Below are 14626 nucleotides of genomic sequence, written 5' to 3'. Positions count from 1 at the left end.
ATAAAGTGCATACCGAAAAGCATTTTTTTGATAAAAATATTGATGATACTCTTCAGCTGGATAAAAAGGCATAGATGGCAAGATTTTCGTGACAATAGGCCGGTCAAAACGTCCACTTTCTGCTAATTCAATTTTTGATTGTTCAGCTTTCTTTTTTTGTAGTTGATTCTGATAAAAAATGACGCTTTGATACGCTGACCCGCGGTCAGAAAACTGCCCGCCGTCATCGCAGGGGTTGATTTGCTTCCAGTAAATATCAAGTAGTTGGTCATAGGTAATTATTTCAGGCTTAAAAGTTATTTTCACTACTTCCATATGTCCAGATTCTCCTGTTTTCACTTGACTGTACGTAGGATTTTCTATGCTGCCTCCGCTATACCCTGAGACTACTTCTATAATGCCTTCCTTTTGTTCAAAAGGCGATACCATACACCAAAAGCATCCCCCAGCGAATATAGCGGTTTCACTTGCTAATTGATTGTTGTCACATGCCATTGCAAACTTACCCCTTGCCTGTAAATTCTCTTTCCATAAGTATAGTCCATCCTTCAAATTTATTGAAATTTCCAAGCACATACCTTTCTGTAAAAATGTACAAAAAAAGCCGACACACGTAGTTGCCGGCTTGAAGACTATCTTTTTTAAAGAATGACGCTGACAATGATTGCAGACAGGACACTTACTAATGTTGCTCCATACAGTAATTTTAGTCCCATACGAGCCACAACATTCCCTTGTTTTTCATTTAAACCCTTAACCGCTCCGGCGACAATACCGATTGAGGAGAAATTAGCGAAAGAGACAAGGAAGACTGAGATAATCCCTACTGTTTTTTCACTTAAATTCGCTTGAACATTCCCTAAATCAATCATCGCAACAAATTCATTAGTAACGAGTTTTGTTGCCATAATACCACCCGCCGTTACAGATTCTGCGATCGGAACTCCCATAAGAATGGCAAAAGGTGCAAAAATATAGCCAATTACTTCTTGGAAGCTGATTCCAAAAATCATATTAAACAGGCTATTAATCATAGCAATCAGCGCAACAAATCCAATCAGCATCGCTGCCACAACAATTGCTACCTTAAATCCATCCATAATGTACTCACCAAGCATCTCAAAAAAACTTTGCCTTTCTTCTTCTAATACATTTAAGATATCTTCTTCTTCTGTTACCGTATATGGGTTGATAATTGAGGCAATTATAAATCCGCCAAATAAATTAATCACAATCGCTGTCACTACATATGCCGGTTCAATCATTGTCATATAGGCACCAACAATGGACATTGATACTGTAGACATTGCTGAAGCACACAATGTATATAGACGATTTGGCGGTAATTGTCCGAGCTGTTTTTTAACAGTGATGAACACTTCAGATTGCCCTACAATAGCAGAAGCTACCGCATTATACGATTCAAGTTTACCCATTCCATTGACTTTACTTAGCAGGAAACCTATCCATTTCATAATGAATGGAAGGATTTTAAAATGCTGAAGAATACCAATCAGCACCGAAATAAAGACGATAGGCAGAAGGACGGTCAAGAAAAACGGTGCCTCTCCCTCATTGGCAATTCCGCTAAACACAAAGGCAATTCCTTCACCAGCATAATCAAGCAGCTTAGTGAAAGCACCAGCAATTCCTTCAATAATCACTAAGCCAAACTTTGTATTTAGTAATACGTAGGCAAGAATAAGTTGGATCACAATCATTAAAAGAATCGGTTTAATCTTAACGCTTTTTCGGTTACTACTCATTAAGTAGGCCAAACCAAGAACTACAAGAAGGCCACCAATAGCAATTAGAAACTTCATTTTTTCCCTCCACTGAGTTGTCGTACACTCTAGGTGATTATCTTTAAACACGGGTGCTTACTTTCCACTTTTTATGTGTTTCTTTTGGAAATCAGCGATATTTTGGTATTCATCCTTTAACATACGAGAGATACGTATGAAGATCGGCGACAATTCACTGTAGACCTCAACATTCTCATGTATGGGCATATGGCGTCGGGATCCCCCAACCATGTTTGAAACAACATCTAAGGAGTCTATCTCACCAATTCCATACATACCAAGAATAGCTGCACCTAAACAAGAGCTTTCAATGCTTTCTGGAACGGAAACTTCTTGGTTAAAGATATCTGCCATCATTTGACGCCATAATCCGGATCGGGCAAATCCTCCTGTAGCATGAATTTTATCAGGTTTACCAATTAATTCTGCTAATGCCAGCTGCACTGTATACAGATTAAAAATAACTCCCTCTAAAAGAGAACGGATCATATGCTCTCGTTTATGGTGTAAGCTGAGGCCAAAGTATGACCCTCGTGCATTCGCATCCCATAATGGCGCCCTCTCACCCGCAAGATAAGGATGGAAAATAAGTCCATCAGAACCAGGATTCACTCTAGACGCAAGTTCGGTTAATAATTCATAAGAATCGATTCCAAGGCGTTTTGCTGTCGCCATTTCAGAAGCACCCAGCTGATCACGTGCCCATCTGAAAATCATTCCGCCATTATTAACCGCACCGCCAATCACCCAAAGGTCTTCCGTTAATGCATAGCAAAAAATTCTGCCTTTTGGATCAGTTACAGGTTTATCAGTCACAGCCCTGATTGCACCGCTTGTCCCAATCGTAACAGCCACAACACCCGGCTTAATTGCATTTACGCCAAGATTGGATAATACACCGTCACTTGCGCCTACTACAAAAGGTGTATTCTTCCTTATTCCCAATTCATTCGCAAATACTTCAGCTAATCCTGACAAACGATACGTAGTTGGAACCAGTTCTGAAAGTTTGTCTCGGGTAACTCCTGCTACTTCAAGTGCGCCTTTATCCCAATCAAGTTCTTTGAGGTTAAATAAACCAGTGGCAGAAGCAATCGAATAGTCAATGACGTATCGGCCAAACAGCTTATAAAATACATATTCCTTTATTGATATAAATTTATACGCACTTGCCGCAAGTTCTGGTAACTCATGTTTAATCCAAGTTAATTTAGCTAACGGAGACATTGGGTGAATGGGCGTACCAGTCCGTAAATAAAGGCTATGTCCATCCATTTCTTCTGCGATTTTCTTCGCCCACTCCGAACTCCTGTTATCTGCCCAAGTTATACATTGAGTTAACGGACGTCCATTACGGTCTACAGCAATTAGGCTATGCATAGCTGAGCTAAATGATACACATAAAAGGTCTTCAGGAGGGATCCTTCCTTTTTGCATCGTCTCTTTAATTGATTCAATCACAGCTGTAAAAATCAAATCCGGATCCTGTTCTGCTGTATCAGGAGTGGGTGAGTATAAAGGGTATTCCACGCCATGAGTAGAGATAATTCGGCCTTCTTTTGTAAACAGTACCGATTTCGTACTAGTCGTACCTACATCTACACCAATTACATACTTTGTATCCATCATTTATCCTCCCTGTACCCTCTCGACAGGGCATCAAAAAGTTACCCATTTAACAGGTTATTTTTTTACTACACTGTGACCGCCAAATTCATTGCGTAATGCCGAGACTACTTTACCTGAAAACGTATCATCTTCTAATGAACGGTAACGCATCATAAGAGACATGGCTATAACTGGTGTTGCCACTTGTAAATCTAATGCAGTTTCCAGTGTCCATTTTCCTTCACCAGAAGAATGCATGATTCCTTTTAGCTCGTCTAAATGTGCATCCTTAGAAAAAGCATTTTCCGTTAATTCCATTAACCATGAACGAATCACCGATCCATTATTCCAAACGCGAGCAACTTTTTCATAGTCAAAATCAAAATCACTTTTATCAAGTACTTCAAATCCTTCAGCAATGGATTGCATCATGCCATATTCCACACCATTATGAACCATCTTTAAAAAATGACCGCTTCCGCTTTTACCAGCATATAGGTATCCGTTTTCGACCGAGATATCTTGGAATAATCGTTCAACCGTTGCAAATGCATCCGGATTACCGCCAATCATCGTACAAGCACCATTTCTAGCACCTGCCATCCCGCCGCTTGTGCCTACATCTAAGAAATGAATGCCTGTTTCAGCCAACTCTTCCGCACGACGAATTGAGTCCTTATAATTAGAATTTCCTCCATCAATCACAATATCATCCGCTGAGAGCAGTTCTTTTAACTCAGTTAAAACGGATTCAGTAATTTCACCGGCTGGAACCATCATCCAAATTACGCGTGGTGCCTCTAATCCAGCAACTAGTTCTTTTATTGAAGCTGCACCAATACCGCCAGCTTCTTTCACTTTATTCACATTATTTACATCGACATCAAAAGCCGCTACTTGGTGTTTATGTGAAAGTATATTTTGTGCAAGATTGTAACCCATTTTCCCAAGACCAATTAATCCAATTTTCATTATTATAAACTCCTCTTATGAAATATTTTTTCATCTATTATTTATTATATGAAATATTTTTTGAAAATTAAACCGTAAAGTCGTTATTTTATTATAATTCTTATATGCTATACTTTTGAAAAAGAAAAAATATGGGAGATGGCTTACAATATGTCAACTAGTTGTTTACAAACCATCCGTTCTAATTATGCCCGTTTAAGTGATAAAGAAAAAATAATTGCCAAATATATTATTAACCATCCTCAGACCATCATTCACAGTACAATCAATGAAGTGGCTGAAAAACTGAATGTAGCCGATGCGACGGTGTTTCGATTTTGCAAGCGAATAGGCTTTAAAGGTTATCAAGCGATGAAAATTGCACTGGCTTCGGAGATTATGACGCCCGCTCAGCAAATACTTGAGGAAATCAGTGAAGATGACAATGAACGAATGGTTGCGGAAAAAATCTTTAAATCGAATATTAAGACTCTCGAATATACCTTGCAGGTTTTAGACGAAGAGTCCCTTAACAAAGCCGTTCAATTATTGCTTCATGCATCACGCATTCATTTTTACGGTACGGGAGGTTCAGCTGTAATTGCTATGGATGCCTATCATAAATTTATCCGAACCGGTATTCAGTCCTTCGCTTTCATTGATTCTCATTTCCAGCTTATGTCTGCCTCCCAGCTGACTGGTGATGATACTGCCGTCATTATTTCTCATTCAGGCACAAACAAGGATACGTTAAATATACTCAATACAGCTAATGAAAATGGTGCCCGTACAATTGCCATTACTAGCTATCCTAAGTCTTATCTAAGTACTCATGCCGACGTTACGCTGCTGACAAGTTCAGAAGAAACCGAATACCGCTCAGAAGCACTCGCATCAAGAATTGGGCAGCTGAGCTTAATTGATGCCCTCTATGCAAATGTGATGATGAGAAATAAAAAGAATTCCGAAGCCGCTTTACAGAAAATCCGTTTGACTATTTCAGAGACTAGAATGGAATAAGCGCAAAAAAAAAAAAGAAGAACGACCCCCTCTCTTTTTTATTATTTCGTTTGTTTCTTTTAGTTAGATCCAACCTAAGGTTATGAATCCGTCCTGTTACACTCATAAGCTGATGAAGCCTATCCAAAATAACTTGTATCCGGCTGATCCAAAGACGGAAAGACCGATGATGGAGATAAAATCACCTTCAAAAATCTGCAAAGAGATTTCATGTTAGGCTTTGACTGTCTCTCCACCAGTTCATAAGATAAATAAGAAATATCTTAATTAAATTTAATTTTCAGAATTTACAATTAATTAAGATGTATATATAATAGTAAAAAGAAAATATTTTGAAAAATAAAAGAAAGTAAAAAGGAGGAAATTGATTTGGCTAGAAACGGTTCACTAGCGAAAAAGAAAGCGGTAGATGCGACTGATTACACAAGAATTGCAAACTCACCATCTTTTCAAGAGCTGCTTAAGAAAAAATATGCGTTCATCATTCCAATGTCTATATTTTTCATGGCTTTTTACTTTACTCTCCCTATTTTAACGTCCTACTCAACCATTCTTAACAATCCTGCAATTGGTTCCATCAGCTGGGCCTGGATCTTTGCTTCTGCCCAGTTCATCATGACGTGGGCGCTTTGCATGATTTATTCCAAACGTGCTGCTCAATTCGATGTAATGGTGGAGAAGATTATTCAAGAAAACAAAAGCTGATTGGGGGAAGTTATTCATGAACATGTTGGCATTTACACTATTTTTAATCATTGTTGGTATTACACTCGTAATCACTTTTATCGCTTCCCGCCGTACGAAAACAACAAGTGATTTTTATACGGCAGACAGCAGCCTGACTGGATGGCAAAATGGATTGGCCATTGCGGGAGATTATATGTCAGCGGCCTCTTTTTTAGGAATCGCCGGAATGGTAGCGCTTTCAGGTTTTGATGGTTTCTTTTATAGCATAGGTTTTCTGGTTGCCTATCTAGTTGTTCTTTACGTCGTCGCAGAGCCGCTGCGAAACTTAGGGAAGTATACAATGGCAGATATGATTGCTGCTCGATTTAACGAAAAGAAGGTACGCGGAGTCGCTGCCCTAAACACCATTACGATTTCCATCTTCTATATGATCGCCCAACTTGTTGGAGCGGGTGCACTTATTAAACTTTTACTCGGCATTGATTATGTTTATTCAGTTATCATCGTTGGCATTCTGATGACTGTCTATGTAGTATTTGGCGGCATGATGGCCACCAGCTGGGTGCAAATCATTAAGGCTATTCTCTTGATGGGCGGTACCTTTATCATCTCGCTCATCGTTCTTGCGAAGTTTGACTATAGCGTCTTTGAAATGTTTAAACAAATGAAAACAGCCACACCATTAGGTGAAAGTTTCTTAAATCCTGGTAATAAATTTAAGGATCCCATCGATACGATTTCACTTAACCTGGCTCTTGTCCTTGGTACAGCGGGACTGCCTCATATTCTCATCCGTTTCTTTACTGTAAAGGACGCCATCACTGCGAGGAAATCGGTTGTCTATGCTACTTGGATTATCGGTATCTTCTATGTAATGACTATTTTCCTTGGCTTTGGAGCGGCAGCATTCGTTGGCTACGATACGATTGTTGAAGCAAATGTTGCTGGAAATATGGCTGCACCGCTACTAGCAGAAGCTCTTGGAGGCGACTTCCTCTTTGCCTTTATCTCAGCTGTGGCCTTTGCGACCATCTTAGCTGTCGTTGCCGGCCTCGTACTCTCAGCAGCCTCTGCCTTTGCACATGATTTTTACAGTCATATCCTTAGAAAAGGACAAGCTACCGATAAGGAACAAGTGGTTGCAGCTCGTTGGGCATCCATTGGTGTCTCAGTCCTATCTATTATTCTGGCTCTTTTCGCTCAAAAAATGAATGTAGCTTTCCTAGTATCACTTGCGTTTGCAGTCGCTGCCAGCGCCAACCTGCCCATTATCCTTTTCACTGTTTTCTGGAAACGTTTCAATACAACTGGAGCTGTCACAGGCATGCTTGTAGGTTTAATTACATCGCTATTGCTCGTCTTTTTCAGCCCAAATGTCTGGTCTCCTGAAGGCGCGGCTATCCTAACTGGTGAGCCTCTCTTCCCTTATGCAAACCCTGGAATTTTCTCCATTCCGATTGGTTTTCTTGCTGCTATTCTCGGCACTTTATTATCTAGTAAAAAGGCAGACAGTAAGAAATTTGATGAAATTCTCGTTAAAGCCAATACAGGTTATAAAGGACCTTCCGCATAATTAATGAAAAGACCGAAGCTGCTTCGCTTCGGCCTTTTTCTTTTACCGTGGTTGAGCAACAATGCCATTGTGGACTTTAATATAACCGTGACGCATAATATCGAAGCCGCCTTCATAAACGTATAGACCCATTTGACTAATGTCCATTAACTCACGATAGGTATGATTCATAACATCTGCCATAACCTTATAATAGAGCTTGGATTTCAGCTGTGAACGCGGCGTAGTCATAATCACATATCCACCCGGCTTTAGAAACTTTCGATGCCAATCCATTGCCTCTTCCTTAAACTCGTCAGGGAAATGTTCAATCAAACCGACACTAAGGACGATATCGAATTCCTTCCCAAACGAAAGATTACGAATATCTTCAATTAAATAATGTATATTCATCTCTTCTTTATGCCAGATTTTAGGGTGACCTGAAGCAACATTCACACCAAGAAATGGATAGCTGTTTGGAAAGTGGCCAAAACGATCACTCCGGCAAAAATCATCGTAATCCACCATCACAATTTCTCCCTCGGGATACATCGCATACAGTTGCATGGCTTCATACCCCTCTGCAGCTCCTAGATAAAGTATACGGGGTTTCTTCACATCAAGACCTTCAAACAGTGCCCTCTTTCCGCGTGGGTCCCAAATTCCATCCTCAATACGGTGAACATAATTCCATAGTGACAGACGTACCGTTTCTCCGAGCGCTTTCTTCACTTCGCCTAACTGAAACCGAGCAAGATGTTGTTTTAATTCTTTTTTCGAGCGTGAGAGTTCTTCAGGTACATCCTTGACAAACCATTCATGAAAAGAACGATTAAAAAATTCCCATGACGTTTTTACAGACATATCACCATTGGCTGTCTCCCAATCTCGTTTCGATTTAGCAACAGACTTCACCTCATAGGGCTTTCCTGTCTCCTTCCAGCTCAACTGCGACCAGTCGGAAACGACATTCGCCGTTATAAACTGGTCCAGATGTTCTGACCCGGCATTTCTAAGGTCGATTCGGTAGCTTGGCCCGAGATGTGTTGTCTCTAAATCCTCATCCGAATAATACGCATCATCTTCAAGTCTACTAATCATTAGCATCCTCCTGTCATTTTTTAAATTTATTTCCATGGTGATTTCTTTACCATCTCTAAAGAACGCTATATACCCGTCTTCTGACAGTTACCAAGCACCTACTCAAAAAGATTGCGCTTACATCTTATATTTCTGCAATGCTAGAACATTACCTTTTTTATAAAAAAAAACTAAACAGCAGATTATCTGCGGCTTAGTTATTTGACTTGCTTTGATTTATTAATTAATTGTTTGATTACTTCTGAAAAAAGAAGGCCCATGGCAATTGCTCCCGAAAGCATAAAAGCACGGGCAGCAAGCTGAATGGCCTGGCTATAGTCATTTTCAACAAAGTTTCTCATGGCGTCATAAGATAATCCGCCGGGTACAAGCGGGATAATGCCTGCCACACTGAAAATGATAACCGGTGTTTTGTAGTATCTGGCAAAAAACTGACTGATAATTGCAACCAAAAGTGTGGCCGCAAGGGTCGCCATAATACTGCTAACATCATTGCTGTAGAGCAGGTAATATAAAAACCAGCCAGCCATTCCTACAAAGCCGCATTTGACCAGAGATTCCTTTGGTGCACTAAAAATGATTCCAAAGGCCGCTGATGCTATGAAGCTGGTAATAAGCTGTTCCATCATTTGCTATTCCCGCCATTCTAAAAAATAATAAATGTTGCTGCTATGCCAATCCCAATCGCAAAGGCTGTTAAAAATGCTTCTGCTCCCTTTGCCACCCCAGCCATAAGGTGACCTGCAATTAAATCTCTGACTGAATTCGTAATTAATAGGCCTGGCACGAGGGGCATCACTGAACCAATAATAATCTTATCTACTTCCTGTCCTATCCCTATATGTACAGTCAGTATGGCTACTATACCAATAATAAAAGACGCAAGAAATTCGGCAAAAAACTTCATCTCCAGCAGCTTATGTAGATAAATTAAAGCAGAGAATCCCAATCCTCCAGCTAAACAGGCCAGCAAGAAATCATTCCATTGTCCTTGAAACATGATTAAAAAACAACCGCTGGAAATGAAGGACGCAAAGATCTGCAGCCAGATTGGGTAAGCATGGTCAGCACGTTCAATTTCTTTTAAAGAGATAAGCGCCTCTTTTGCTGATAGTTCTCCCGCAGAGATCTGTCGAGATATGCCGTTGACCAGTGTAACCTTATTGAGGTCGGTAGATCGCTCAGATATCCGGACTAATTTTGTCGGATTCTCACCCTCCATTGAGAAAATTAGTGCTGTCGGTGTTGCATAACAATGTGAAGTTGATATTCCATATGCCGCTGAAATACGAGTCATCGTATCTTCAACCCGGTAAGTTTCAGCACCGCCCTGTTGCATAATTTTCCCTGCGAGTAGGCTAACCTCAATAATTTCATAGGTAATAGCAGGTTTCATTTTTTCTATTCTCCTCTTTACAGACACAAGTCGTCTAATCCAAATAATGTTTCCATCGTATCGAACATTCTTGTGTTTAGCAAAGTTTATAACGAAAAATGCTATCAAAAGATAACCGTTTTACTCGCGCGATTATTTATCTCGAATAAATCCATCAACCATTTTATTAAATCGGTCACTTTCTTCCCAAAATGGACAGTGACAGCTATCTTCGAATATTTCCAATTTAGCATGAGGGATATTTTCAAGCAGATGCTCTCCAGCAGCTACCGGAATCACCTTTTCTTCCCTGCCAAAACAAAGCAGTGTTGGGGCTGTAATGTTAGGGAGAAATTCACGATAATCAACAACAGACTGATCAAATAGAATGGCGCTTGCAACCGATTCAGGCATTTTGGTCACTTCATTCAGCATCCATTCCGCATCAGCTGCCGGCAGCTCCTCTTTAAACATTGAAGCAAGAAATCCCTGTAGAAATGCAGATCGATTTGTTTGGATTTCATTCATAAAGGTCGTTAAACTCTCTATATCAAAGGCACCTATTTCAAAATTAGGATATTTAAAATCAGTTGCTAATTCATCAACAATGACCGTTGAATGAATATTTTCTCCCCCAAATTGCTTAAGATAATCCCAGACAACAAATGCCCCCATCGACCAGCCGACGAGTACAACATCCTTCAAGTTTAAACTTTCGATGAAAGTATACAGATCCCGGGCGTAGGCTGCTACCGTATGGCCTGAGTGAACTTCAGTGGAGCGGCCATGGCCTCTAAAATCAAGCGTTATACAGCGGTAATTTTCGGAGAAATAAGGAACTTGTTTATCAAAAAAACGACTGCTCATCCAAACACCATGAAGAAAAATGATCGGTCTTCCCTGCCCTTTTTCTTCGTAAAACACTTCGACACCTTGATCGATTGTCAAAAAAGCCAATGTAACCCCTCCTAAAGTATATCTATTATACCTTCTATATCAAATTGTGTCCCATCATCATTCTATGCTTCATTCAAACCTTTTAGGATTCTATGTATGATTAGCCTTTTCCACATCTTTCAGCTCTTTTTTACCCATATTTTCTCTTTATCTCTTCGATGTGTTCACTAGTTTTTCCTTTTATTTAAAAGTAACTTAGTAGAAATTCGCTGCAGATTCACAGCTCTTACCCAAGGTCGAAGTTCAACTGGAAATAAAATCACTTTGCTAACATAGCAATCTTATGTAAAAATGATTTCTAATCACTGTTCAAACCGTTATAATAAAATCTCATAGGTTTACTTTTTCAGCGTTATATAGAGATAGACAGAAAGGGTTGTAGCAGCTTGAAACATTTATTTAAAAATTATCGATCCTCACTGATCTTATTAACCGCCATACTAATTGGCGGGATAGCTGGGGTCATCTGGGGACCTAAAACAGCAATTGTACAACCGCTCGGGGATTTATTTCTTAATCTAATGTTCATGATTATTGTCCCATTGGTCTTTTTCAGTATTACATCCGCAATAGCCAGCATGAATGAAATGGCGAGGCTTGGAAAAATCCTAGGCAGCATTTTACTTGTTTTTCTGGGGACCGCCCTACTATCGGCGGTTATCGGTTTCTTAGGAACGATTGTCATTAATCCGTTAGAGAATACTGATACCACTGCTATTCAAGAGTTAATGAAAGACAGCGATCCAGAGGTAGCTGTTGAAGAGGTTACGATTCTCGGTCAGCTGGTTAAAACGTTTACCGTTTCAGATTTCTCAGAGTTATTCTCGAAAAGTAATATGCTTCAACTAATTGTCTTTTCCATCATATTTGGACTTTCTGCTGCTTTAGCCGGTGAAAAGGCTAAGCCGGTCACAGCCTTCCTATCGGCTGGTACGGCTGTGATGATGAAGATGGTTAAGATCATTATGTACTATGCTCCAATCGGTCTTGGTTGTTATTTTGCAGCCATTATTGGCCAGCTTGGACCACAGATTCTTGAAGGGTATGCACGTGCCTTTGCTTTATATCTAGTTCTTTCCCTGATTTATTACTTCGGCTTCTTTACGCTTTATGCATTCATTGCTGGAGGCAAAGAAGGCGTAAAGATTTACTGGAAAAACGTTCTGCCGCCTTCAATTACGGCAGTGGCTACCTGCTCAAGCGCAGCAAGTATTCCTGTAAACTTAGAATATGTTCGTAAGATGGGTGTGCCAAAGGATATTGCTGAAACGGTTATTCCGCTTGGCGCAAATCTTCATAAAGATGGTTCCGTGTTTGGCGGCGTTTTAAAGATTGTTTTCCTGTTCACCCTATTCGGTAAGGAAATGACTAGCATGACTAGCATTTTAAGTATTCTTGGTGTTTCCTTCCTGGTTGGCGCAGTAATGGGTGCAATTCCTGGGGGAGGCATGATCGGTGAAATGTTGATCCTGACCGTTTTCGGATTCCCGATCGAAGCTCTTCCAATCATTGCTGTCATCTCCACCATTATTGATGCACCGGCCACTTTACTTAATTCTACAGGGAATACCGTTAGTGCAATGATGGTTACTCGTCTTGTTGAAGGAAAAGACTGGCTGAAAAAAACTTTAAAAACCGAAAAAAAACTAGCATAAGTCCCAAACTCTCATTCTACTTGTAGAATGAGAGTTTTTATTTTAAAAAAGTAGAGGAAGACTAGCGATAGATAGCGAATACACTAGGAGAGGTTTAAGAGGAGGGGTATCATTGAAAAAGTGGCTGCCTGCTTGCATACTTATTATGGGTTTACTTTATATATTCTTGATTCCTAACGAACCGTTGTTTGTGAAAATCACCTTTAAGATAATCCCCATGTTATTAATGATTCTATATGCATACAAATTAAAACAAGATTTTTCTAAGTACCAAATCTTGATTTTAGTTGGATTGTTTTTTTGTATGCTTGGCGATGGTTTACTCATTTGGTTCATCGTTGGATTATCCGCCTTTTTAATCGGACATCTATTCTATATTGCGGCCTTCCTTCAACGTTTTACGTTTTCTTGGCTGCGAGCCCTAACCATTCTTCCTATAGCCGTTTACTCCCTTATAATCGGCACCCAGGTTGTGCAGGCACTTAATCAGAACGACCAATCGAATTTGGTGATTCCGGTTATCTGTTATATTCTAGTGATTTCGATTATGGGCTGGACTGCTATTATGACTGGAAATAGGTCTGCAGTCGTCGGCGGCCTGCTATTTGTGGCATCCGACTCTATTCTTTCTTGGAATATGTTTGTCTCAGATGTTACCTATTCCCATCCGTTGATTATGCTCACCTACTATGGAGGTCAATTTTTCATAGCTAACAGTATAAGCACTCGTTTAGCTTTTGTTAAGAATCCCATTCAAAAAGGACTGACACATTAAAGGGTCAGTCCTTTTTATATTCTGAATATTTTTTCTTTACTAAACTTTACTAATCTCAGTCGCCTAATTACTACTATCTCTTAGAATAAGCGATGTTGAAATGAAGATTTTCTTAGTGATTTTTCTTCCTGCTATTCTTTCGAGCAAGGTATCAACAGCCGTTTCACCCATTATTTCGGTGTAGACCTTAATCGTACTTAGGGGTGGGTAGACATATTTTGATACGCTTATATCATTCACCCCGATGATACTCACCCGATCCGGCACCGCTACTCCTGCTTCATGAAGTGCACGGAGCGCTCCCATGGCAAGTAAATCGTTGCCGGTAAAAAAAGCCGTCGGCAGTTTCTCTCCGTAGTCATGGATGGCTTGAGTCATTAACGAGTAGCCGTCATCCACGGTGAAACTACCAATATACAGACTGCTTTCATCAAGTAACTTTTTTGCTGCCATGTATGCCTTGAATGTCTTTTCTCTTGGATCTTCGATACTGGTTTTATGATCTCTATATGTTTCTCGTCCGCCGATATAGCCTATTTTTTTATGTCCTCTTGTTAGAAAATGATCCAAAGCCTTTTGGGTTGCCTTCTCGAAATCTATGACAATTGAATCGAATCTCTCATCATCCGGGCTTGAGTCCACAAAGGTAATCTTGTCAGTTAGTTGGGTAAGTTCCGTCACTTGTTCGAGACTAAACTTTCCAATGGCAATAATCCCTTGTACATCTGCCTGCTTAATTTCCTCAAGGTTATAATGAAAAAATTTTACAACTTGAAGACCCATCTGCTGACTATACTTTTCTACAGCAAGTCTGATCGACATATAGTATAAATCATTTAGTTCTTCCGCCTCTGAATACCAATGAATGAGAGCAATTCTTGGTGTGATTGCCTTTCGAGATGGACGCTTTTTATAGTCTAATTCCTCGGCAGTTTCGAATATTTTTTTTTTCGTTTCGTCTCCAACCGATAATGTTTCATCATAGTTCAGCACCCTGGAAACCGTTGCAATGGATACCCCGGCCTTCTCTGCTATATCCTTAATTGTCGCCATCTGTTATCCTTTCTTATCTTCGTTCTTGGTTAAAACTTGAATAAATTTACGGAACCCCTGACGACCCTCTCTATCGCGCTTAAA

General features: G+C 40.0%; 14 protein-coding genes. 5 read left to right on the top strand and 9 right to left on the bottom strand.

The genetic code is table 11. The annotated features are described in order from the left end of the window. From msrA to gnd, 4 genes are all read right to left on the bottom strand, one after another. Positions 1 to 495, bottom strand: a 495-nt coding sequence (gene msrA / locus AC52RT_RS05405) for a peptide-methionine (S)-S-oxide reductase MsrA (RefSeq protein ID WP_495539806.1), incomplete at its 3' end; no start/stop codon positions are given. A gap of 146 nt (positions 496 to 641) precedes the next feature. Next, positions 642 to 1823 (bottom strand): NupC/NupG family nucleoside CNT transporter, encoded by a 1182-nt coding sequence (locus AC52RT_RS05400; RefSeq protein ID WP_495539805.1) that lies wholly within the window; start codon positions 1821 to 1823, stop codon positions 642 to 644. Between the two features lie 57 nt (positions 1824 to 1880). After that, the gene (gntK, locus tag AC52RT_RS05395; RefSeq protein WP_495539804.1) at positions 1881 to 3434 is read right to left on the bottom strand and encodes a gluconokinase; all 1554 of its coding nucleotides are present in this window, start codon (positions 3432 to 3434) and stop codon (positions 1881 to 1883) included. 54 nt (positions 3435 to 3488) lie between these two features. Then, positions 3489 to 4385, bottom strand: a complete 897-nt coding sequence (gnd, locus tag AC52RT_RS05390) for a phosphogluconate dehydrogenase (NAD(+)-dependent, decarboxylating) (RefSeq protein WP_495539803.1) — start codon at positions 4383 to 4385, stop codon at positions 3489 to 3491. Between the two features lie 150 nt (positions 4386 to 4535). Between gnd and AC52RT_RS05385 the strand changes: the two genes are divergently transcribed. From AC52RT_RS05385 to AC52RT_RS05375, 3 genes are all read left to right on the top strand, one after another. Continuing rightward, complete coding sequence (locus AC52RT_RS05385) at positions 4536 to 5384, top strand: MurR/RpiR family transcriptional regulator (protein ID WP_495539802.1); 849 nt, start codon at positions 4536 to 4538, stop codon at positions 5382 to 5384. A gap of 369 nt (positions 5385 to 5753) precedes the next feature. Beyond that, positions 5754 to 6089 (top strand): DUF485 domain-containing protein, encoded by a 336-nt coding sequence (locus tag AC52RT_RS05380; RefSeq protein WP_495539801.1) that lies wholly within the window; start codon positions 5754 to 5756, stop codon positions 6087 to 6089. A gap of 16 nt (positions 6090 to 6105) precedes the next feature. Further along, on the top strand, positions 6106 to 7644 hold the full coding sequence (locus AC52RT_RS05375; RefSeq protein ID WP_495539800.1) for a solute symporter family protein: 1539 nt from the start codon (positions 6106 to 6108) through the stop codon (positions 7642 to 7644). Positions 7645 to 7686: 42 nt separating this feature from the next. Here AC52RT_RS05375 and AC52RT_RS05370 read toward each other — a convergent pair whose 3' ends face one another. The 4 genes from AC52RT_RS05370 to AC52RT_RS05355 all read right to left on the bottom strand — a co-directional run bounded on the left by AC52RT_RS05370 (position 7687) and on the right by AC52RT_RS05355 (position 11059). Next, a complete protein-coding gene (locus tag AC52RT_RS05370) occupies positions 7687 to 8727 on the bottom strand; it encodes a class I SAM-dependent methyltransferase (RefSeq protein ID WP_495539799.1) in 1041 nt (346 codons plus the stop codon). A 197-nt stretch (positions 8728 to 8924) separates the two neighbouring features. Next, positions 8925 to 9356, bottom strand: a complete 432-nt coding sequence (locus AC52RT_RS05365) for a threonine/serine exporter family protein (RefSeq protein WP_495539798.1) — start codon at positions 9354 to 9356, stop codon at positions 8925 to 8927. A 17-nt stretch (positions 9357 to 9373) separates the two neighbouring features. After that, a complete protein-coding gene (locus AC52RT_RS05360; RefSeq protein WP_495539797.1) occupies positions 9374 to 10123 on the bottom strand; it encodes a threonine/serine exporter family protein in 750 nt (249 codons plus the stop codon). Positions 10124 to 10255: 132 nt separating this feature from the next. Continuing rightward, positions 10256 to 11059: an alpha/beta fold hydrolase gene (locus AC52RT_RS05355; RefSeq protein ID WP_495539796.1), complete on the bottom strand. Its 804-nt coding sequence runs from the start codon at positions 11057 to 11059 to the stop codon at positions 10256 to 10258. Between the two features lie 386 nt (positions 11060 to 11445). On the opposite strand from AC52RT_RS05355, the gene AC52RT_RS05350 reads away from it, so the two are divergent. Both AC52RT_RS05350 and AC52RT_RS05345 read left to right on the top strand, forming a co-directional pair. Beyond that, complete coding sequence (locus tag AC52RT_RS05350; protein ID WP_495539795.1) at positions 11446 to 12714, top strand: dicarboxylate/amino acid:cation symporter; 1269 nt, start codon at positions 11446 to 11448, stop codon at positions 12712 to 12714. Between the two features lie 112 nt (positions 12715 to 12826). Beyond that, on the top strand, positions 12827 to 13489 hold the full coding sequence (locus AC52RT_RS05345; RefSeq protein ID WP_495539794.1) for a lysoplasmalogenase: 663 nt from the start codon (positions 12827 to 12829) through the stop codon (positions 13487 to 13489). A gap of 63 nt (positions 13490 to 13552) precedes the next feature. Here AC52RT_RS05345 and AC52RT_RS05340 read toward each other — a convergent pair whose 3' ends face one another. Next, the gene (locus tag AC52RT_RS05340; RefSeq protein ID WP_495539793.1) at positions 13553 to 14542 is read right to left on the bottom strand and encodes a LacI family DNA-binding transcriptional regulator; all 990 of its coding nucleotides are present in this window, start codon (positions 14540 to 14542) and stop codon (positions 13553 to 13555) included. Between the last annotated feature and the right edge of the window lie 84 nt (positions 14543 to 14626).

Source organism: Peribacillus sp., assembly GCF_059453735.1.
This window is presented reverse-complemented; position numbering and strand designations above follow the sequence as displayed.